Annotated in this window: 18 protein-coding genes and 1 riboswitch; of the genes, 7 read left to right on the top strand and 11 right to left on the bottom strand. The window is 73.6% G+C overall.

Translation table 11 applies throughout. The annotated features are described in order from the left end of the window. Positions 1–282: 282 nt before the first annotated feature. The 6 genes from ACFW6B_RS28940 to ACFW6B_RS28915 all read right to left on the bottom strand — a co-directional run bounded on the left by ACFW6B_RS28940 (position 283) and on the right by ACFW6B_RS28915 (position 6,996). Positions 283–702: a transglycosylase SLT domain-containing protein gene (locus ACFW6B_RS28940; protein ID WP_386600407.1), complete on the bottom strand. Its 420-nt coding sequence runs from the start codon at positions 700–702 to the stop codon at positions 283–285. 378 nt (positions 703–1,080) lie between these two features. Then, positions 1,081–1,947 carry an ECF transporter S component gene (locus tag ACFW6B_RS28935; RefSeq protein ID WP_386600405.1) on the bottom strand — a complete coding sequence of 289 codons (867 nt, stop codon included), beginning with the start codon at positions 1,945–1,947 and terminating at the stop codon, positions 1,081–1,083. Next, positions 1,944–3,689, bottom strand: a complete 1,746-nt coding sequence (locus ACFW6B_RS28930; protein WP_386600403.1) for an ABC transporter ATP-binding protein — start codon at positions 3,687–3,689, stop codon at positions 1,944–1,946. The genes ACFW6B_RS28935 and ACFW6B_RS28930 overlap by 4 nt, the downstream gene beginning before the upstream one ends. Continuing rightward, entirely contained in the window at positions 3,686–5,074 is a 1,389-nt protein-coding gene (locus ACFW6B_RS28925; protein ID WP_386600401.1) for an energy-coupling factor transporter transmembrane component T, read from the bottom strand. Before ACFW6B_RS28925 ends, ACFW6B_RS28930 begins: the two co-directional genes overlap by 4 nt. 9 nt (positions 5,075–5,083) lie before the next feature. Next, complete coding sequence (locus ACFW6B_RS28920) at positions 5,084–5,758, bottom strand: SCO2322 family protein (protein WP_386600400.1); 675 nt, start codon at positions 5,756–5,758, stop codon at positions 5,084–5,086. Then, the gene (locus ACFW6B_RS28915) at positions 5,755–6,996 is read right to left on the bottom strand and encodes a prenyltransferase/squalene oxidase repeat-containing protein (RefSeq protein WP_386600398.1); all 1,242 of its coding nucleotides are present in this window, start codon (positions 6,994–6,996) and stop codon (positions 5,755–5,757) included. Before ACFW6B_RS28915 ends, ACFW6B_RS28920 begins: the two co-directional genes overlap by 4 nt. A 109-nt stretch (positions 6,997–7,105) precedes the next feature. Continuing rightward, a riboswitch (cobalamin riboswitch) is annotated at positions 7,106–7,236 on the bottom strand. 70 nt (positions 7,237–7,306) lie between these two features. On the opposite strand from ACFW6B_RS28915, the gene ACFW6B_RS28910 reads away from it, so the two are divergent. Beyond that, complete coding sequence (locus tag ACFW6B_RS28910; RefSeq protein ID WP_386600396.1) at positions 7,307–7,972, top strand: phosphotransferase; 666 nt, start codon at positions 7,307–7,309, stop codon at positions 7,970–7,972. Positions 7,973–8,053: 81 nt separating this feature from the next. On the opposite strand, the gene ACFW6B_RS28905 is transcribed toward ACFW6B_RS28910, so the two are convergent. After that, complete coding sequence (locus tag ACFW6B_RS28905) at positions 8,054–9,133, bottom strand: MBL fold metallo-hydrolase (protein ID WP_386600394.1); 1,080 nt, start codon at positions 9,131–9,133, stop codon at positions 8,054–8,056. A 203-nt stretch (positions 9,134–9,336) separates the two neighbouring features. Between ACFW6B_RS28905 and ACFW6B_RS28900 the strand changes: the two genes are divergently transcribed. The 3 genes from ACFW6B_RS28900 (at position 9,337) to ACFW6B_RS28890 (ending at position 11,972) form a co-directional block, all read left to right on the top strand. Next, entirely contained in the window at positions 9,337–10,794 is a 1,458-nt protein-coding gene (locus ACFW6B_RS28900; RefSeq protein WP_386600392.1) for an aldehyde dehydrogenase, read from the top strand. 2 nt (positions 10,795–10,796) lie between these two features. Beyond that, entirely contained in the window at positions 10,797–11,030 is a 234-nt protein-coding gene (locus ACFW6B_RS28895) for a ferredoxin (RefSeq protein WP_386600390.1), read from the top strand. Between the two features lie 78 nt (positions 11,031–11,108). Continuing rightward, a complete protein-coding gene (locus ACFW6B_RS28890; protein ID WP_386600388.1) occupies positions 11,109–11,972 on the top strand; it encodes a tetratricopeptide repeat protein in 864 nt (287 codons plus the stop codon). Positions 11,973–12,043: 71 nt separating this feature from the next. Here the strand turns inward: ACFW6B_RS28890 and ACFW6B_RS28885 are convergent, their stop codons facing one another. Continuing rightward, positions 12,044–12,643, bottom strand: coding sequence for a TetR family transcriptional regulator (locus tag ACFW6B_RS28885; protein WP_386600418.1), 600 nt, complete (start codon positions 12,641–12,643; stop codon positions 12,044–12,046). A gap of 339 nt (positions 12,644–12,982) precedes the next feature. Here ACFW6B_RS28885 and ACFW6B_RS28880 point away from each other — a divergent pair, with 339 nt between their 5' ends. Genes ACFW6B_RS28880 through ACFW6B_RS28870 form a run of 3 tightly spaced genes read left to right on the top strand, consistent with a single transcriptional unit; the run spans position 12,983 to position 16,295 of the window. After that, on the top strand, positions 12,983–14,455 hold the full coding sequence (locus ACFW6B_RS28880) for a glycosyltransferase family 4 protein (RefSeq protein ID WP_386600386.1): 1,473 nt from the start codon (positions 12,983–12,985) through the stop codon (positions 14,453–14,455). After that, on the top strand, positions 14,449–15,216 hold the full coding sequence (locus tag ACFW6B_RS28875; RefSeq protein ID WP_386600384.1) for a methyltransferase domain-containing protein: 768 nt from the start codon (positions 14,449–14,451) through the stop codon (positions 15,214–15,216). Before ACFW6B_RS28880 ends, ACFW6B_RS28875 begins: the two co-directional genes overlap by 7 nt. Then, positions 15,213–16,295, top strand: coding sequence for a prenyltransferase/squalene oxidase repeat-containing protein (locus tag ACFW6B_RS28870; RefSeq protein WP_386600382.1), 1,083 nt, complete (start codon positions 15,213–15,215; stop codon positions 16,293–16,295). Before ACFW6B_RS28875 ends, ACFW6B_RS28870 begins: the two co-directional genes overlap by 4 nt. 109 nt (positions 16,296–16,404) lie before the next feature. Here ACFW6B_RS28870 and ACFW6B_RS28865 read toward each other — a convergent pair whose 3' ends face one another. The 3 genes from ACFW6B_RS28865 to ACFW6B_RS28855 all read right to left on the bottom strand — a co-directional run bounded on the left by ACFW6B_RS28865 (position 16,405) and on the right by ACFW6B_RS28855 (position 18,653). Further along, positions 16,405–16,698: a hypothetical protein gene (locus tag ACFW6B_RS28865; RefSeq protein ID WP_386600380.1), complete on the bottom strand. Its 294-nt coding sequence runs from the start codon at positions 16,696–16,698 to the stop codon at positions 16,405–16,407. A 57-nt stretch (positions 16,699–16,755) separates the two neighbouring features. Further along, positions 16,756–17,766, bottom strand: a complete 1,011-nt coding sequence (locus ACFW6B_RS28860; protein ID WP_386600378.1) for an LLM class F420-dependent oxidoreductase — start codon at positions 17,764–17,766, stop codon at positions 16,756–16,758. Between the two features lie 122 nt (positions 17,767–17,888). Further along, positions 17,889–18,653: a hypothetical protein gene (locus tag ACFW6B_RS28855; protein WP_386600376.1), complete on the bottom strand. Its 765-nt coding sequence runs from the start codon at positions 18,651–18,653 to the stop codon at positions 17,889–17,891. Between the last annotated feature and the right edge of the window lie 68 nt (positions 18,654–18,721).

Here is an 18,721-nt window from a genome sequence, read left to right as displayed (position 1 = left end):
GGGCCGTGCCGGTGCATCAGCCCGTCGCCGTTGGACGGAGATGTGGGCGTCGGTGGCGACGGGCATCGATGTACCGGCACGGCCCCTCGCGCCGGATCCCGGGTGCGGGTGCAGTTTTCAGTCCCGGCCGGGAAAATCCAGCCCCTCCGGCGTTTGAGGAGCGGGGTCCGGGGGCGGCGCCCCCGGGATGGGTCGGGTAGGGGCGGAGGGGGCGAAAGAAGGCCGGGGTACGACGAAGGCGGCAGCCCCGGGAACGGGGTGCCGCCTCGTGTGGTGGGCCGGTCAGTACCAGCCGTTGGCCTGCCAGAAGCCCCAGGCGCCGGCCGGGCTGCCGTAGCGGGAGTTCATGTAGTCCAGACCCCACTTGATCTGGGTCTTGGGGTTGGTCTTCCAGTCGGCGCCGGCGGAGGCCATCTTGGAGCCGGGCAGGGCCTGGACCAGCCCGTACGCACCGGAGGACGAGTTGGTGGCGGTGACGTTCCAGCCGCTCTCGTGCTCGACGATCTTGCTGAAGGCGTTGAACTGCGAGGCGTCCGGAATCATCTCGCGGGCGATCGACTTCGCGGCGGAGGCGCTGGTCGGCGTGGCGGCCTGGGCGGGCGCCGCGGCCAGGACCATACCGGCGGTGGCGGCGGCCACGGCGGTGCCGGCGAGGGCCTTCTTCGGGGAAGAGACGATGCGGCGGATGACGGAGACGGACACGGAGAACCTGTTTCTTCGGGGACATGGAGTCGCTCGTACGCCGTGACCGCGTGGTGTGCGGAAGGAGCGGTGTACGTCGGCGCCGCGGCCCGTGGGGGCTCGTGGCGCCTGGCGACGTCCTCAAGACAAACAGGATCCGGACCCGTCCGCAATGACCCCTTTTACTAGTTGTGGTCGCATCCGGGGCGAAAGTCTGTTGTGTGATGTGGCTCTCAAGTCGCAGGTCAGGGGGCTGAATGGCGCGGCCATGACATGCTTTTCGATCTACGAAGCCGCTTCGTATGTGACGTGGACCCTGTGGGCCGCTTCACCCCGCGTGTGACGGACGGTGCGGGGGAGGGCACGCGGTGCCGCCGGGCGGTGTGACGCGGGTCCCGGTCACCGGGGCTCGAACGTGACCGGGCTCTCGAAGGCCGCCCGGCGCGTGGCCCGGCGCAGGGCCTTGAGGAGGGGCGTGCCGACCGTCAGGGTCAGGACGACGGTGACGACCGCCCGTCCCAGGTCCCAGCCGAGGGAGGTGGCGAAGCAGTACGCGAGGAAGCGGGCGAGGTTGGCGGGGACGGCGGCGTGCGGGTCGAAGGCGATGTTCGAGGCCAGTGCGTCCATGAAGGGCCAGCCGGCCAGGTTCATGACGGTGCCGTAGGCGAAGGCGGCGAGGAAGCCGTATGCGGCGAGCATCAGGAGTTCGGCGCGTCCGCGCAGCCGGTCCGGGCCCGGCAGGAGGCCGGCGCCCATCGTGAACCAGCCCATGGCCAGCATCTGGAAGGGCATCCAGGGCCCCACCCCGCCGGTCAGCAGCGCCGAGGCGAACATGGTCACGGACCCGAGGACGTACCCGAATCCCGGTCCGAGCACCCGCCCGCTCAGCACCATCAGGAAGAACATCGGCTCGATGCCGGCGGTCCCGGCCCCGATCGGGCGCAGCGCGGCGCCGGTCGCGGCCAGCACACCGAGCATGGAGACCGCCTTCGGGCCGAGGCCCGACTCGGAGATCGTCGCCGCGACCACCGCGACCAGCAGGACGAGGAGCCCCGCGAACAGCCAGGGAGCGTCCTGGGCGTGCGCGCTGACCTGTGAGCCGGGCCCCGCGAAGAGCGGCCAGGCGAATCCGGCGGCCCCGGTCGCGCTGACCAGGGCCAGGGCGGCGACGGAGCGCGGGCCGAGGCGGACGGCACGGGCCTGGGGCTGGTGACGCGGCCGGTTCCGGGGTTCGGGGCGGGGGGCGGACGCTTCGGCCGTGCTCATGCGAGGGCCCTCCTGACCTGGGCGACGGTGAGCCATGGTCCGGGGGCCAGGATCTTGGCGACCTGCGGGGCGAAGGACGGGGACGCGACGACCACCTCGGCGGTGGGACCGTCGGCGACGACCTCGCCGTCCGCGAGGATCACCACACGGTCGGCGAGCTCGGCGGCGAGTTCCACGTCGTGGGTGGCCAGCACGATGGCGTGCCCCTCGGCGGCCAGTCCGCGCAGCACGGTGACCAGCCGGGCCTTGGCGGCGTAGTCGAGGCCGCGGGTCGGCTCGTCGAGGAGCAGGAGTGGGGGGCGGGCCGTGAGGACGACGGCCAGCGCCAGCGCCAGCCGCTGCCCCTCCGACAGGTCACGGGGATGCGTGTCGTCCGCGATGTCCGGCAGCAGCCCGGACACCAGCGCCCGGCAGGTCCCGGCGGCGGCCCCGGCGTCCTGGTCGGCCGCCACGCACTCGGCGGCCACCGTGTCCGCGTACAGCAGATCCCGTGGTTCCTGCGGTACGAGTCCCACGCGGCGTACGAGGTCACGGGGCGCCGTGCGGTGCGGTGCGGCCCCGCCGACCCGGACGGAACCGGAGGCCGGCTCGACCAGGCCGACCAGCGCTCCGAGCAGCGTCGACTTCCCGGCGCCGTTGCGGCCCATCAGCGCGATCGTCTCGCCGGGCCCTGCGGTCAGGTCGACCCGGCGCAGCGCCTCGACGCGCCCGCGTCGGACGGCCAGCGACTCGACGACCGCCACCTCGGGCGAGGGGGAAGGCGGCGGGGTGGTTCCGGGGCCGCGTCGGCCGCGGCCTCGGAGGAGACGGGAGAGGAGGGGGGTGGTGGTGGCTGGGGGTGCCGGTGGCTGTGCCTGTGCCTGTGCCTGGGGGACGGGGAGGGGCGGGGTGACGCCTGCGGCGGGTTCGGCCGGGGGCGGAGGCGTGGGGGTGAGACGTTCGCGCAGTGTTCCCGCCCTGCGGCGCGCGTCGCGCACGGTCAGTGGCAGCGGGGACCAGCCGGCCAGACGGCCGAGGTCCACCACAGGCGGGCGGACCGGGGAGACGGCCATGATCTCGGCCGGGGTGCCGACGGTCAGGGGAGCGCCCGGCGCGGGGAGGAGGGCGAGGCGGTCGGCGTACTGGACGACGCGTTCCAGGCGGTGCTCGGCCATCAGGACCGTGGTGCCGAGGTCGTGGACCAGGCGTTGCAGGACGGCGAGGACCTCCTCGGCGGCGCCGGGGTCCAGGGCCGAGGTGGGTTCGTCGAGGACCAGGACGCGGGGGTGCGGGGTGAGCACCGAACCGATCGCGACGCGCTGCTGCTGGCCGCCGGAGAGGGTGGCGATCGGGCGGTCGCGGAGGTCGGCCAGCGAGAGGAGGTCCAGGGTCTCCTCGACGCGTCGGCGCATCACGGCGGGCGCCAGCCCCAGTGACTCCATGCCGTAGGCGAGTTCGTCCTCCACCGTGTCCGTCACGAAGTGGGACAGCGGGTCCTGGCCCACCGTGCCGACCACGTCCGCGAGTTCGCGCGGCTTGTGGGTACGGGTGTCCCGCCCGGCGACGGTGACCCGGCCGCGCAGCGTTCCGCCCGTGAAGTGCGGGACCAGTCCGCTCACCGCGCCCAGCACCGTCGACTTGCCGGCCCCGGACGGGCCGACCAGCAGCACCAGTTCGCCCTCCGGCACCTCGAGGTCCACGCCCCGGACGGAGGGTTCGGCCGCTCCGGCGTACGTCACGGAGACATCCTCGAAGCGGATCACGATGACTCCTCGGGGGCGGGGGCGGGGGCGGGGGCGGGCCGGGCGGGCGGGGCCGTGAAGGCGGGGAGCAGGCCGAGCAGGAGCGCCGCCGCCGGCCAGAGGGGGAGGGCGGGGGCGACCAGGGGGACGACGCCGGGGCGCAGCGCGGCGGGGTCCCCGGAGGCGGCCAGGATCATGAGGGCCGCGACCGCGATGCCTGATCCGGCGACCAGCCAGGCCCTCACGCCCCAGCGGTCCGGCCGGTACCGCGTCCGCGGCGAGCGGCGGCCGCCCAGCCACAGGCCGCCGAGCGCCGTGCCGAGCCCCGCGAGCAGGACCGGCAGGCCGTAGCTGTCGCCCGCCGCTGTCAGCAGTCCGTAGGTGCCGGCGCAGACACCGAGCAGACCGCCCAGGGTGAGGGCCCCGGTGGTCCGGCGGACGGCGGCCGGGACCTCGGCCGTGCGTCCGTACCCGCGTGCGTCCATCGCGGCCGCCAGCGCGACCGAACGCTCCAGCGCGCCTTCCAGGACCGGGAGTCCGACGTGCAGGAGGCCGCGCAGTCCCCGGTCGGGACGGCCGCGGAGCCGGCGCGCGGCGCGCAGCCGCTGGACGTCGGCGATCAGGTGCGGCGCGAAGGTGAGCGCGACGACCACCGCGACACCGGCCTCGTACAGGGCTCCCGGCAGTGACTTGAGCAGCCTCGCCGGGTTCGCCAGGGCGTTGGCCGCGCCGACGCAGACGAGGAGGGCGGCCATCTTCAGGCCGTCGTAGAGCGAGAAGAGCAGGCCCTCGGCGGTGACCCGGCCACCGAGGCGCACCCCCTGCGCCCAGTGCGGGAGGGGGATCTCGGGGAGCGTGACGATCACGTGCGTACCGGGGATCGGGGAGCCGAGGAAGACGGCGAAGGCCAGGCGGATGACGAGGACGGCCGCGGCCAGCTTCACGAACGCGGTGTAGGAGCGGGCCCAGGGGGCGTCGGTGCGGTGGGTCGCCACCACGAAGCCCGCCACCGCCATGAGCAGCGCGAGCAGGAGGGGGTTCGTGGTGCGGGAGGCCGCGGTGCCGAGCCCCAGCGCCCAGATCCACCAGGCCCCGGGGTGCAGTGCGTCGGCGCGGGCTGCGACAGGGGGGACGGCGCGGGCGGCACGGCCCGCGCCGCCCGTGCGGGAGTCCGGCGACTGCCCCGCAGGGCCGGCGGGCAGCGGTGATCCCCCCGGTGCGGCGTCCGGTGACGCCCCTGCGGGGGTGCCGTTCGGCGATCGCTCCGTCGGGGCGGTGTCCGGCGGCGAATCCGCCGTGGCCGGGCCCGGGCGGCGGGGGGCCGATGTGCCGGGTTCCCGGCGCTGTTCGGGCAGGCGGGAGCCCCACCGCCTCGCGGGGGTGGTGGGGCGGTCGGCCTCGGTCATGGACGGTGCCTAGCCCTTGCGCCGACGGGCCTGCCAGACGGCGGCCGCGCCCAGCGCGGCCACCGCGGCCGCCCCCGCCAACAGGCCCACCGAGGGGCCCTGGCGGACCGGCGCGGAGGTCTGCGGGTCGGCGGAAGCGGTCGTTCCGGAGGACGCGGCCGGTCCGGCGGCCTCGACCGTGTCGCCACAGCCCGTACGCGGATAGCCCGCGATGGCGCACAGCAGGGCGTTGGTGTCGTAGCGCAGGGGCGGGGCGACGGCGGCCAGGGCCTCCGCGGTGCTCGCGTCGGGGGCGACCCGGGCGCAGGCGGTGCGCGCGGCCGGGGGCGTCTCGCCGGACGGCGCGTCGGCGGCCGTGCCCGGGTCGATGACCAGGGCCACCCGCTTCTTGCCGTCCCGGGCGGGCGTCTTGGCGCATATCGTGGCGAACTCCCGCTCCCCGCGCGGCTGCACGGCGTGCTGGGAGTCCTCGCTCACCGCGAAGCGGAAGCCTTGGACGTCGCCGTCGGACGGCCGCGCGGTCGACGGGCCCTGGGTGGCGTACGTCCACTTCCCGCCCGTCAGGTCCCAGAAGGACCAGTAGCGGTAGCCGACGGCCCGGGCCTGCCCCGCGCCGCCGAGGACGAGGAGCAGGAGGGCCAGCGCCAGGGCCAGGGCGGGCGCGGTCGTCCGACGGGCGGTCACAGCTGCTGCTTCTTGTTGCGGCCGCTGATCAGGAAGCCGATGCCGATGCCCGCGACCAGGCCGACGCCGATGATCCACCAGACGCCGAGGCCCTCGCCGTCGTCCTTCTTCTCGTCGTTCTTCTTCTCGCTCGGGCTCGCCGAGGCGCCGGCCGCGACCGGGGCGGGACCCGTGGCGTTGAGCTGTGCGACGAGGTCCTTGCCGCCGAAGTCGCGCGGGTCGGTGCCGGTGGCGTGCGCGGCGAAGATCAGCTGCGCGTACGCGGCCGGGCCGGACTTGGCCGCCCAGTCCGCGGAGTTCTTCTCCAGCCAGGCGAGCGGCTTCTGCGCGTCCTTCGTCGCGCCGATGGCGGCCAGGGCCACGACCGCGTCCGCCGTGTTGCCGTAGTCGGGCTGGTCCTCGGCGCCGGGCAGCGCGGACTTCAGGTACGAGGTCTTCGCCATGGTCTTGGCGAGGTACTCGGCGCCGTTGCCCGCCGCGTCCGCCAGGTTGGGCTCGTCACCGATGTGGCAGCCCGTGAGGTCGAAGGCGTTGCCGGTCGCCGCCACGAAGCCCTGGCCCATGCCGGCCGTCACGCCCGCCGCGGTCGCGTCCGCGTTCGCCGCGAGCTTGCCCTTCTTGTCGGGCTGGTAGGCGAAGGCGCCGTCGCCCTCCGCGTCGCAGGCCGTCGACAGCTTCAGCAGGGCGTCGTGGGGGGACTTGCCGTCCTTGGTGACGCTCGCGGGCTTCGTGCCGACCGCCTTCAGCGCGCCGATCACGACGGACGTCGAGTTGGTGTCGCTGGGTCCGCCGGCCATGTAGCCCCAGCCGCCGTCCTTGTTCTGCGCGGACTTCAGCCAGGCCACGGCCTTGCCGGTGGCGTCGTCGTGCCCGCCGAGCGCGCCGAGGGCCTGGACGGCGGCCGCGGTGCTGTTGGTGTCGACCTGGGTCTTCGCGTCGCACGCGGCACCCGCGTCGGCGCGGTACGCGGCGAAGGCGCCGTTCGCGCACTGCTGGCCGGTCAGCCAGTCCACGGCCTTGACGGCGGGCTTCACGCCGACGGTGTGCTGGGCGAGCAGCGCGAGCGACTGGCGCCAGACACCGTCGTAGGTCGGGTCGGCGGAGCCGAACAGGCCCGAGGGGAGCGCCACCGAGGGGGTCGGTGAGGGGGACGAGCCGGCGGCGGTGGCGGCCGGTGCGGCGACCGCCCCGATGACGGCGGTGGCGGCCAGTACCGCTGCGGTGCGGCGAACAGACATGACTCTCCCTGCGGGGAGCCGGGCAGCACCGGGCACGCTCAGGCATCCGGGCGGCTCCGGCTCCGTATCCCTCGACGGTGCCGGCCGTCGGCGGGCTGCCGAGGGCACGAGCCGGTCACGTCCCGTGCGAGGCGATCCGGCTCACCACCGAAGTGGCTCACGGTTGCGGGTCAGCGCCGGATTTGCACCGGCTTCTCCTCGTAAGGGTGTGATGACGACGCGCACACTCTACCGGCCGTGCGGAATCGGTCGGTTGTCGCGTGCGGCACTGGCCCGGGGTGACCTGGGCGACATCCGCTAGGTTCGGGTCATGCGAACCGGGAGACTGCTCGGCTCGGGGCGTTCTGCGGACGTCTACGAGATCGACGAGGCGTGGGTGCTGCGGCGGGACCGTGCGGGCCGGGGCGACGCCGCGGCCGAGGCGGCGGTGATGCAGCACCTGCGCTCGCACGGCTATCCGGTGCCGGGTGTGCGGGCCGCGGCCCGCGGGGACCTGGTGATGGAGCGGCTGTCCGGGCCGACCGTCCTGGAGGCGTTCGGGCAGGGCCTGCTCTCCGCCCAGGAGGCGGGGCTCGTCCTGGCCAGGCTGCTGCGCAAGCTGCACGCCGTGCCCGCGCTGATCTCCGCCGACCCCGGTGTCCGTGTCCTGCACCTGGACCTGCACCCCGGCAACGTGATGCTCACCCCGGACGGGCCGAAGGTCATCGGCTGGTCCGGCGCCGAGGAGGGGGCGCCCGCTCTCGACTGGGCGATGTCCGCCGTGATCCTCGCGCGGGTCGCCGTCGGCGGCGAGGCGGCCGGGGACGTGGCCGGGGAGGTGCTGGAGGCGCTGCTCGACGGGAACGAGGACCAGGTGACCGAGGCGGGGCTCCTGGAGGCGGGCCGGCGCAGGGCGGCCGACCCGGCGGCGAGCGCCGACGAGGCCGGACTCCTCGGCGAGGCGGACGAGTTGGTGCGGGAGCTGTTGGGCGGCTGAGGGGCCGGGACGCGGGAGTCGTCGGACGGCCGAGGGACCGGGGGCAGGGGAGTCGTCGGGCGGTCGGTCCGTGCGGTGGTCTCAGACCGCCGCGTACGTCACCGGGTCGCTGCCCGCCACCGCCTCGGCCCGGCCCAGCTTCACCAGCCGACGGATGTGGGCCTCGGCCTCGGAGACCGCGATGTTCCGTGATCCGTAGGGGATCTCGGCCCACGGGCGGTTCCACTCCATGCGTTCGGCGAGTTGCCAGGGCGTGAGCGGTACGCGGAGCAGCGCGAGCAGACCGGTGAGCCGCTCCTCGTGGTGGGCGAGCAGCTCCGCGACCCGGGAGGGGGCGTCGGTGAACACGTGCTGGTGGGCCGGGAGCACCTCGGCGGGGCCGAGCCGGCCGACGCGCTCCAGCGAGTCGAGGTAGTCGCCGAGCGGGTCGGCGATCTCCGTCAGGCCCTCGACGCCGCTCGCCCAGGGCGGGCGCCCGTGGGTGTCCGGGTCCTCGTAGAGGCCGATGTGCGGGGTGATCCTCGGCAGCAGGTGGTCACCGGAGAACAGGCGCCCGTTGCCGGGCAACCGGTCCGGGTGGGCCTCCTCCAGGTGGAGGCAGACGTGCCCGGGGGTGTGGCCGGGGGTCCAGACGGCGCGCAGCCGACGGCCGGGCAGGGGCAGGAGTTCGCCGGGGACGATCTCGCGGTCGGGCAGCGCGGGGGAGAAGCCGGGCAGGGTGCTGGGACGGCGGACCGGCCTGTGCGTCTCGCGGAGCGGGGCGACATGCTCCTCCGGGGCGCCGGAGGCCTCCAGCTTGGCGGCCATGTAGGCGAACCAGCCCTCGGGCCGGGTCTCGCGGGTGCGCCCGACGATCGCCGCGTCGGCGGCGTGCATCGCGATCCAGGCGCCGGACTCCTCCCGGACCCGGCCCGACAGGCCGTGGTGGTCGGGGTGGTGGTGGGTGACGAGCACGCCGTGGATCTCCGCGACCGAGCTCCCGCAGCCGGTGATCCCCTCGGTGAGGGTGTCCCAGGAGGCCGGGTCGTCCCAGCCGGTGTCGACGAGCACGGGCCCCGCGTCGGTGTCGACCAGGTACACCAGCGTGTGGCCGAGCGGGTTGTCCGGGATGGGGACCCTGATCGACCGTACGCCCCCGCCGTGATCGGTCACCTGCGTCATGCGCTTCCACCCATCGCCGATTCCCGCCACTATAACTAGAACGGGTTCCAATGGGAGCCCAAGTCGACTGCCCCGTCCGCGCGGACGGCGTTCCGCCGCCGCGTCCGTGCCGTGGACTCATTCGACTGGAACTGGTATCAGTTCTCGTATCTGATGAAGCGTCAGAACAGGTGGCGGAGAGCGCCCTCGGGAGGCAGCCGGCCATGACCGGACTCGTGGAACACGGACAGCTGTTCATCGGCGGGGAGTTGACCGACCCGCTCGGCAAGGACGTCATCGAGGTGATCTCGCCGCACACCGAGGAGGTCATCGGCCGGGTGCCGCACGCCTCGGCCGCCGACGTCGACCGGGCCGTCGCCGCGGCGCGCCGGGCGTTCGACGAGGGGCCCTGGCCGCGCATGGGCCTCGACGAGCGGATCGCGGTCGTGGCCCGGATCAAGGACGCCATCGCGGTGCGCCACGAGGAGATCGCCCGTGTCATCTCCTCCGAGAACGGCTCCCCCTATTCCTGGAGCGTCCTCGCGCAGGCCCTCGGCGCGATGATGGTGTGGGACTCGGCGATCACGGTCGCGCGCGGCTACCCGTGCGAGGAGGCCCGCGACGGGGTCCTCGGCAAGCTCCTCGTCCGCCGTGAGCCGGTGGGCGTGGTGGCGGCCGTCGTGCCGTGGAACGTCCCGCAGTTCGTGGCGGCGGCCAAGCTCGCGCCCGCGCTGCTGACCGGCTGCACCGTCGTGCTGAAGCCGTCGCCCGAATCGCCCCTGGACGCCTATCTGCTGGGGGAGATCGCGCAGGAGGCCGGGCTGCCCGAAGGGGTGCTGTCGATCCTCCCGGCCGACCGCGAGGTCAGCGAGTACCTGGTCGGGCACCCCGGCGTCGACAAGGTCTCCTTCACCGGTTCGGTCGCCGCGGGCAAGCGGGTGATGGAGGTCGCCTCCCGTCATCTCACCCGCGTGACCCTGGAGCTGGGCGGAAAGTCGGCGGCCGTGGTGCTGCCGGACGCGGACCTCGCCACCGCGGTCCCCGGGATCGCCTCGGCGGCCTGGATGAACAACGGCCAGGCGTGCGTGGCCCAGACCCGCATCCTCGTGCCCCGCTCGCGCTACGACGAGTTCGCGGACGCCTTCGCCGCGGCGGCGAACGCGCTGGTCGTCGGCGACCCGCTCGACCCGGCCACCCAGGTCGGCCCGCTGGTCGCCGAGCGGCAGCGGCGGCGCAACCTCGACTACATCCGCATCGGCCAGGAGGAGGGCGCCAAGATCCTGGCCGGCGGCGGGCGTCCGCGGGGCCTCGACCGCGGCTGGTACGTCGAGCCGACCCTGTTCGGGGACGTCGACAACTCGATGCGCATAGCCCGGGAGGAGATCTTCGGCCCGGTGATCTGTCTGCTCCCCTACGGCGACGAGGCCGAGGCCGTGAAGATCGCCAACGACTCCGACTACGGGCTGAGCGGCAGCGTCTGGACGGCGGACGTCGCCCACGGCATCGACGTCGCCCGGCAGGTCCGTACCGGCACCTACTCGGTGAACACCTTCAGCCTCGACATGCTCGGCCCCTTCGGCGGCTACAAGAACTCGGGCCTCGGGCGGGAGTTCGGGCCCGAGGGGTACGGCGAGTACCTGGAGCACAAGATGATCCACCTGCCGGCCGGCTGGGAGGCCTGAGGATGGGCGACCGCTGGCAGGTCGGGGTCGACCGTTCCGTCTGCATCGGCTCGGCCCAGTGCGTCCACCTCGCCCCGGACGCCTTCCGCCTCGACTCCGCCATGCAGTCCCACCCCGTCGAGCCGGAGACCGACGCCAACGAGAAGATCCTCGAAGCGGCCGAGGGCTGCCCGGTCGAGGCCGTCGTGATCTCGCTGCTGGCCGGCGGCGAGCCGGTGTTCCCGCCGGAGGAGTAGGCGGCCGGACCGGGCACGGTAGCGGTCCGCCTCCCCGGATATCCTCCGGCTTTCGACGGAACGACCGGGGCGGGAAGCGTGCAGAAGTCCGAGGCCAGGAAGCTGATCGGGGAAGCGGGGAAGGCGTGGGACGCCGAGGAGTGGCAGCGCTCCGCCGACCTCTACGAACGGGTGCTGGCGCATTTCCCCGACGAGGAGCCGAGCGCGGTGTGGTGGTACGACGCCGCGCTCGCCCACAAGTTCCTGCGCAACTGGGACAAGGCCCTCGAACTAGGGCGGGAGGCGGCGGCCCGGTCCCCGCGCGGCGAGGGCGATCCCGCGTACTGGAACCTCGGCATCGCCGCCACGATCCTGCGGGACTGGGCGACCGCCCGCGACGCCTGGGACGGCTTCGGCATCGAGATCCCCGACGGGGAGGGTGAGATCGAGGGCCGCTTCGGCGCCGCCTGCGTACGGCTGGACACCGACGGGGAGCGGGAGGTCGTGTGGATCGAGCGGTTGTGCCCGACCCGGGGGCGCGTGGTGAACGTGCCCGTCACGGGCGGCCGGCGGTACGGCGAGATCGTCGTGCACGACGGCGAACCCAAGGGCGAACGGGTCTACGGGGGCACGGCGTTCCCCGTGTTCGACGAACTCACGCTCTTCGAGCCCTCGCCGCTGCCGACCCTGGCGGTGACGGTCGCCGCCGGCGGGGCGGAGGACCTGGAGGCCCTGCTCGCCCTGTTCACCGGGCACGGCTACGGCGCCGAGCCCGCCAGTGCCGTGAACGTCCTCTGCGCCTGTTGCAGCGAGGGCACCCACCAGCAGGAACGCGACGTCCGGGCGGGCGCCCAGACGGTGTCGCTGGCGGCCCCGGAACCGGAGGCGCGGCGACTGCTGGAGCGCTGGGCGGGGGAGAAGGCGATCGGCCGCAGCTGGAGCGGCCTGGAGCGGGTGGGCTAGCCGCGGCTCCTGCGGTCGTCGCGGCCGGGCGGGTCTTCCCCGTGGCCCGGGTCCTCCCGCCCGTCCACGGGCTACCCGTCGCTCGGGCCGGTCAGGTCGATCAGCCGGCAGACCGTCTCGATGTCTATCTTGACCTGGGCGATCGAGGCACGCCCGGAGAGCCAGGTGATCAGCGCCGAGTGCCAGGTGTGCTCGATGACGCGGACCGCGGAGAGCTGGGCCGGCGTCGGGTCGTCGAGGCCCATCGCGTCCAGGATGATCACCGTGGTCTGCCGCGAGACCTGGTCGACCTCGGGACTGACGCTGCGGTCCGCGAAGGTGAGCGCGCGGACCATCGCGTCGGCCAGGTGCGGCTCGCGCTGGAGGGCGCGGAACGCCCGCATCAGGGTCTCCGCCACCCGCTCCGCGGCCGTGTCCCCGGCCGGCGGCTTCTTGCGCAGGGTGCCGTGCATGTGCTCCAGCTGGTCCTGCATCGTGGCGACCAGCAGGTGCACCTTCGAGGGGAAGTAGCGGTACAGGGTGCCGAGGGCGACCTGCGAGGACTCCGCGACCTCGCGCATCTGCACGGCGTCGAAGCCGCCCCGGCTGGCGAGCTGCGCGCTCGCGTGCAGGATCCGGCGGCGGCGCGCCTCCTGCCGCTCGGTGAGCGGGGGAGAGGCGGGGTGCGACATGGGGTGCGGCCGGGTGTGCGCGGTGCCCGGGGAGGCGGCGGGCGTGCCGGCCCCCGGCGTCGGTCGCGCGTTCTTCGAGTCCGCCTTGGCTTGCGCAGGCATGGGTCCGTTCCGTGACATCGGCGAGGGGAGCGACGAGCCGACCGCAGGGCGTCACACCACCGAGTGGATCGAGTGATTCCGCCGCTCCGTCGTGGCGTGAATCACCTGATCCACCGCTCACAGCGGCGCTACCTGCCGGTAGATTCAGTGCTCCGTGAACGATCAAGTCTGAAACTTGTTCTAGATTAGCGTCCCGGCGTAATCTCGCGGGAAAGTGCAGGGAGAAGGGGACCGGAAGTGACCGCTGAGGCCATGGATGCGGACCCCGGAAAGGGCGCGGCAGCCGACGGGGAACGACCCCTGCGCATCGCGCTCCTCACCTACAAGGGAAACCCGTTCTGCGGCGGCCAGGGTGTCTACGTACGGCACCTCTCGCGCGAACTCGCCCGCCTCGGGCACCGCGTCGAGGTCATCGGCTCCCAGCCCTACCCGGTGCTCGACGAGGGCCTCGACGGCCTGAGCCTCACCGAGCTGCCCAGCCTGGACCTGTACCGCCAGCCCGACCCCTTCCGCACCCCCGCGCGCGACGAGTACCGCGACTGGATCGACGCCCTCGAGGTCGGCACGATGTGGACCGGCGGCTTCCCCGAGCCGCTGACCTTCTCGCTGCGCGCCCGCCGCCACCTGCGCGCCCGCCGAGGCGAGTTCGACGTCGTCCACGACAACCAGACCCTCGGCTACGGGCTGCTGGGCGACATCGGCGCCCCGCTGGTGACCACCATCCACCACCCCATCACCGTCGACCGGCAGCTGGAACTGGACGCCGCCGAGGGCTGGCAGCGCCGCGCCTCCGTCCGCCGCTGGTACGCCTTCACCCGCATGCAGAAGCGCGTCGCGCGCCGCCTGCCGTCCGTGCTCACCGTCTCCGGCACCTCCCGCCAGGAGATCGTCGACCACCTGCGCGTCGAGCAGGACCGCATCCACGTCGTCCACATCGGCGCGGACACCGACCTCTTCTCGCCGGACCCCTCCGTGCCCCAGGTGCCGGGCCGCATCGTCACCACCTCCAGCGCCGACGTGCCGCTCAAGGGCCTGGTGTTCCTGATCGAGGCGCTCGCGAAGGTGCGTACCGAGCACCCGGGCGCGCACCTCGTCGTCGTCGGCAAGCGCGCCGAGGACGGACCGGTCGCCCAGGCCATCGAGCGGTACGGCCTCGACGGCGCCGTCGAGTTCGTCAAGGGCATCTCCGACGCCGAGCTCGTCGACCTCGTCCGCTCGGCCGAGGTCGCCTGCGTGCCCTCCCTGTACGAGGGCTTTTCGCTGCCCGCCGCCGAGGCGATGGCCACCGGGACCCCGCTGGTGGCCACCACCGGCGGAGCGATCCCCGAGGTCGCCGGCCCCGACGGCGAGACCTGCCTCGCGGTTCCGCCGGGCGACCCGGGAGCGCTGGCGGCGGCCCTCGGCCGGCTCCTCGGCGACCCCGCACTGCGGGCGCGGCTCGGCTCCGCCGGGCGCGAGCGCGTCCTCGCACGCTTCACCTGGGCCAGGGCGGCCGAGGGCACGGTGGCCCACTACCGTGCGGCGATGGCCCTTCCCGCGTCCCGGACCCGCTCGCGCGGGGCCGTCGCCGCGGGCATCGACGGGCGCGGCGGCGCGCCGGACGCCGGTTCCCCGGCGACCCCGGGAGCCGGCCGCGCCGAGGCCGCGGAAGGCACTACCGCGGCCGAAGAACTCGTTGCAGTCAACCGCGAAAGCAGGGCCACGTGCTGACCGTCGACTTCTCCCGGTTCCCGCTCGCCCCCGGGGACCGCGTCCTGGACCTCGGATGCGGTGCCGGCCGGCACGCCTTCGAGTGCTACCGGCGCGGCGCGCAGGTCGTGGCGCTGGACCAGAACGCCGAGGAGATCCGCGAGGTCGCGAAGTGGTTCGCGGCGATGAAGGAGGCCGGGGAGGCGCCCGCCGGGGCCACCGCGACGGCCATGGAGGGCGACGCGCTCGCGCTGCCCTTCCCCGACGAGTCCTTCGACGTCGTGATCATCTCCGAGGTCATGGAGCACATCCCGGACGACAAGGGCGTCCTCGCCGAGATGGTCCGCGTGCTCAAGCCGGGCGGGCGCATCGCGATCACGGTGCCGCGCTACGGCCCGGAGAAGGTCTGCTGGGCGCTGTCCGACGCCTACCACGAGGTCGAGGGCGGCCACATCCGCATCTACCGGGCGGACGAACTGCTCGCGAAGATCCGCCAGGCCGGACTGCGGCCCTACGGCTCGCACCACGCGCACGCGCTGCACTCGCCGTACTGGTGGCTGAAGTGCGCGTTCGGCGTCGACAACGACAAGGCGCTGCCCGTGCGGGCGTACCACAAGCTGCTGGTCTGGGACATCATGAAGAAGCCGCTGGCCACCCGGGTCGTCGAGCAGGCGCTGAACCCGCTGATCGGCAAGAGCTTCGTGGCGTACGCGACCAAGCCGCACCTGCCGAAGCTCGCCGCCGGCTCCGCGAGGACCGCTTCCGAGGCGGACGCCACGTGACCACTCCCCGGCGGACAGAACACCTCGTCCTGCCCGGGGTCCTCACCGCAGAGGAAGCCGCCGCCACCGTGCGCGGGATCCTCGCGGTGCAGCGCCCCGACGGAGCCATCCCGTGGTTCCGCGGCCACCACCTCGACCCGTGGGACCACACCGAGGCCGCCATGGCGCTCGACGCGGCCGGCGAGCACGAGGCCGCCGAGCGGGCCTACGAGTGGCTGGCACGGCACCAGAACGAGGACGGCTCCTGGTACGCGGCCTACGCCGACGGGGACTTCGAGGACGTCACCGACCGCAGCCGCGAGACCAACTTCTGCGCGTACATCGCGGTCGGCGTCTGGCACCACTACCTGGCGACCGGCGACGACGTCTTCCTGGACCGCATGTGGCCCGCCGTCTACGCGGCCGTGGAGTTCGTGCTGCGGCTCCAGCAGCCCGGCGGACAGATCGGCTGGAAGCGCGAGGACGACGGGACGGCGGTCGGCGACGCGCTGCTGACCGGGAGTTCGTCGATCCACCACGCGCTGCGCTGCGCCCTCGCCATCGCCGAGCAGCGCGAGGAGCCGCAGCCCGACTGGGAGCTGGCCGTCGGCGCGCTGCGGCACGCCATCCGGCGGCACCCGGAGCGGTTCCTCGACAAGGACCGCTACTCCATGGACTGGTACTACCCGGTGCTCGGCGGCGCGTTGACGGGCGCCGAGGCCAAGTCCCGCATAGAGGAGGGCTGGGACCGCTTCGTGGTGCCCGGCCTCGGGGTGCGCTGCGTGGTCCCCAACCCGTGGGTGACCGGCGGTGAATCGGCCGAACTCGCCCTCGCGCTCTGGGCGGTGGGCGAGTCCGACCGCGCCCTGGAGATCCTCCAGTCCATCCAGCACCTGCGCGATCCGCGCTCCGGTCTGTACTGGACGGGCTACGTCTTCGAGGACCGGGCGATCTGGCCCGAGGAACTCACCGCCTGGACGGCGGGCTCCCTGCTCCTGGCGGTCGCCGCACTGGGCGGCGACGAGCCCACGTGCGCGGTCTTCGGCGGCGAGCGCCTGCCGACCGGCCTGGACCCCGACTGCTGCACTCCGGCCCGCTGAAGGTCCGGACGGTCCCTTTTCCCGGACCGTCCGGACGCTCCGGAGCCTTCGGGCTCCGCGGGCTTTTCCGGCACGGGCTTCTCTTGGTGCTCCCGGCCGCCGGTGCCGGTCAGTGGCGGTGGATGCGGTTGGCCACCGCGTGGCCGACGAACAGGTAGACGACGGCGGCCAGACCGTAGCCCGCGACGACGCGCGCCCACTCCTCGTCGAAGGTGAACAGGTCGCGCGACCAGCCGGCCAGCCAGGCCGCGGTGCTGTGGACGAACTGCACGAGGTCGTTGCCGCGGTTGGCCTCGAGCAGGTACATCAGGATCCAGAGACCGAGGATGACGGCCATGACGTCCGCGACGATCGCGATGACCGTCCCCGCCTGATTCGAGCCGTTGCGATATCTAGGGGACATGTCCAGCGGGTTGCCCGTCGTTCCCCGATGAAACCCGGACGGGCCCACCCGCCGTTCCTAGGAGTTCAGTTCGGCCAGCACGCGCAGGGTCCGGCGGTCCGGGGACAGGACCAGCAGGTCGGTCACCGGGCCCTTGCGCCACGACTCCAGTCGCTCGGCGATGCGTTCACGCGGGCCGACGAGCGAGATCTCGTCCGCGAAGGCGTCGGGGACGGCCAGGACGGCTTCCTCCCTGCGCCCTTCCAGGAACAGCCGCTGGATCCTGCGGGCCTCCTCCTCGAAGCCCATCCGGGCCATCAGGTCGGCGTGGAAGTTGCGGGCCGCGTGCCCCATGCCCCCGATGTAGAAGCCGAGCATCGCCTTGACCGGCAGCAGCCCCTCGGAGAGGTCGTCACAGACGTGCGCGCGGGCCATCGGCGCCACGAGGAAGTCCTCGGACAGACCGGTGAGCGAGGCCTCGTACGCCTGGGGACGCGTCGGCGACCAGTACAGCGGCAGCCAGCCGTCCGCGATCCGGGTCGTCTGCGCGATGTTCCTCGGTCCCTCGGCGCCGAGCAGCAGCGGCAGTTCGGCCCGCAGCGGGTGCGTGATCGGCTTCAGCGCCCTGCCGAGCCCCGTGCCGTCGGCGCCCCGGTAGGGGTGGGAGTGGAAGCGGCCGTCCAGTTCGACCGGACGCTCGCGCCGCAGGACCTGGCGCACGACGTCGACGTACTCCCGGGTCGCGGTCAGCGGTGACTTCGGGAACGGCCGCCCGTACCAGCCCTCGACGACCTGGGGCCCCGACAGACCGAGGCCGAGCATCATGCGACCGCCGGAGAGGTGGTCGAGGGTGAGCGCGTGCATCGCGGTCGTGGTGGGGGAGCGTGCGGCCATCTGCGCGACGGCCGTGCCGAGCCGGATGCGTGTGGTGTGCGCGGCGATCCAGGTGAGCGGGGTGAACGCGTCCGAGCCCCAGGACTCCGCGGTCCACACCGAGTGGTAGCCGAGCCGCTCCGCCTCGACGGCGAGCGGCACGTGGTCCGCCGAGGGGCCGCGCCCCCAGTAGCCGAGCGCGAGACCGAGCCGCATGGCGCCTCCAGAAGCAGAGTCCCGATGTCCTGACGAACCGTCAGTTCCTGGCGTGCTGCGACTGTACGACAACGGCCCCCCGCCGGAAAGGGCGGGGGGCCGTCGAGGGAACGGGGGGCGGATCAGCCGCGCTGGATGCCCGAGGTGTCCTGGAGCACACCGCGACGGCCGTCCTGCGTCTGCGCCACCAGGGTCGCACCGCGCTGCTCGACCGCCAGGTACCAGGTGCCCGGCGCCAGTTCGGCGATCGGCGCCTGTGCGCCGTCCTCCGAGAAGAGCGGACGGGCGACCGGGACGGCGAACCAGAACGGCGAGAAGTCCTGGGCCGGCGACTGCGTCTGCGGAGCCGACGGCTGGCTCGGCTGTCCGCCGAACGGCTGCGTGGGCTGCGAGGCCGGGGCGCCGAAGGGCTGCTGGCCGGGCTGGCCGGGCTGCGAGGCGCCCGGGTAGCCGTAACCACCCTGCGGCTGACCGCCGTAGGGCTGGGAGGGAGGCTTGGGGGCGCCGACGAGGGCGGCCTGCAGGGCGGGGACCAGGGGGGTCGCGACGGCCGCGCCGGCCAGGACGAGGGCCGCGATGAAGCCGAGGATGAGACCGGCGGCGGCGCTGGCGTTGTCCCCGACGTCCACGAGCGACCAGAACAGGCTCCACGCCACGAGAACCGTGAACGCCACGCCGGCCGTGCCCAGGTCGAGCCCGAGGACCTTGCGCGGCTGCGGCAGGCAGCGGTTGACGACGATCAGGGCGGCGCCGATGACCCCGCCCATGTAGACGCCGAGGCCGTAGCCGAGGTTGTCCCAGGCGTTCACGTCAACGCTGTACCCGGAAACGGAGTAGAGATTGAGGAACGACGCGATGAACAGCAACACCGCTGCTCCGATCACCACGCCGTCGCCTCGAGTGAGGGAGCGGATATTCACTTCAGGTCCTTCGTCAGTCGTCTCGTCGTCGGTGA

The sequence above is a fragment of the Streptomyces sp. NPDC058751 genome (genome assembly GCF_042746485.1).
Lineage (GTDB): Bacteria > Actinomycetota > Actinomycetes > Streptomycetales > Streptomycetaceae > Streptomyces.
This window is presented reverse-complemented; position numbering and strand designations above follow the sequence as displayed.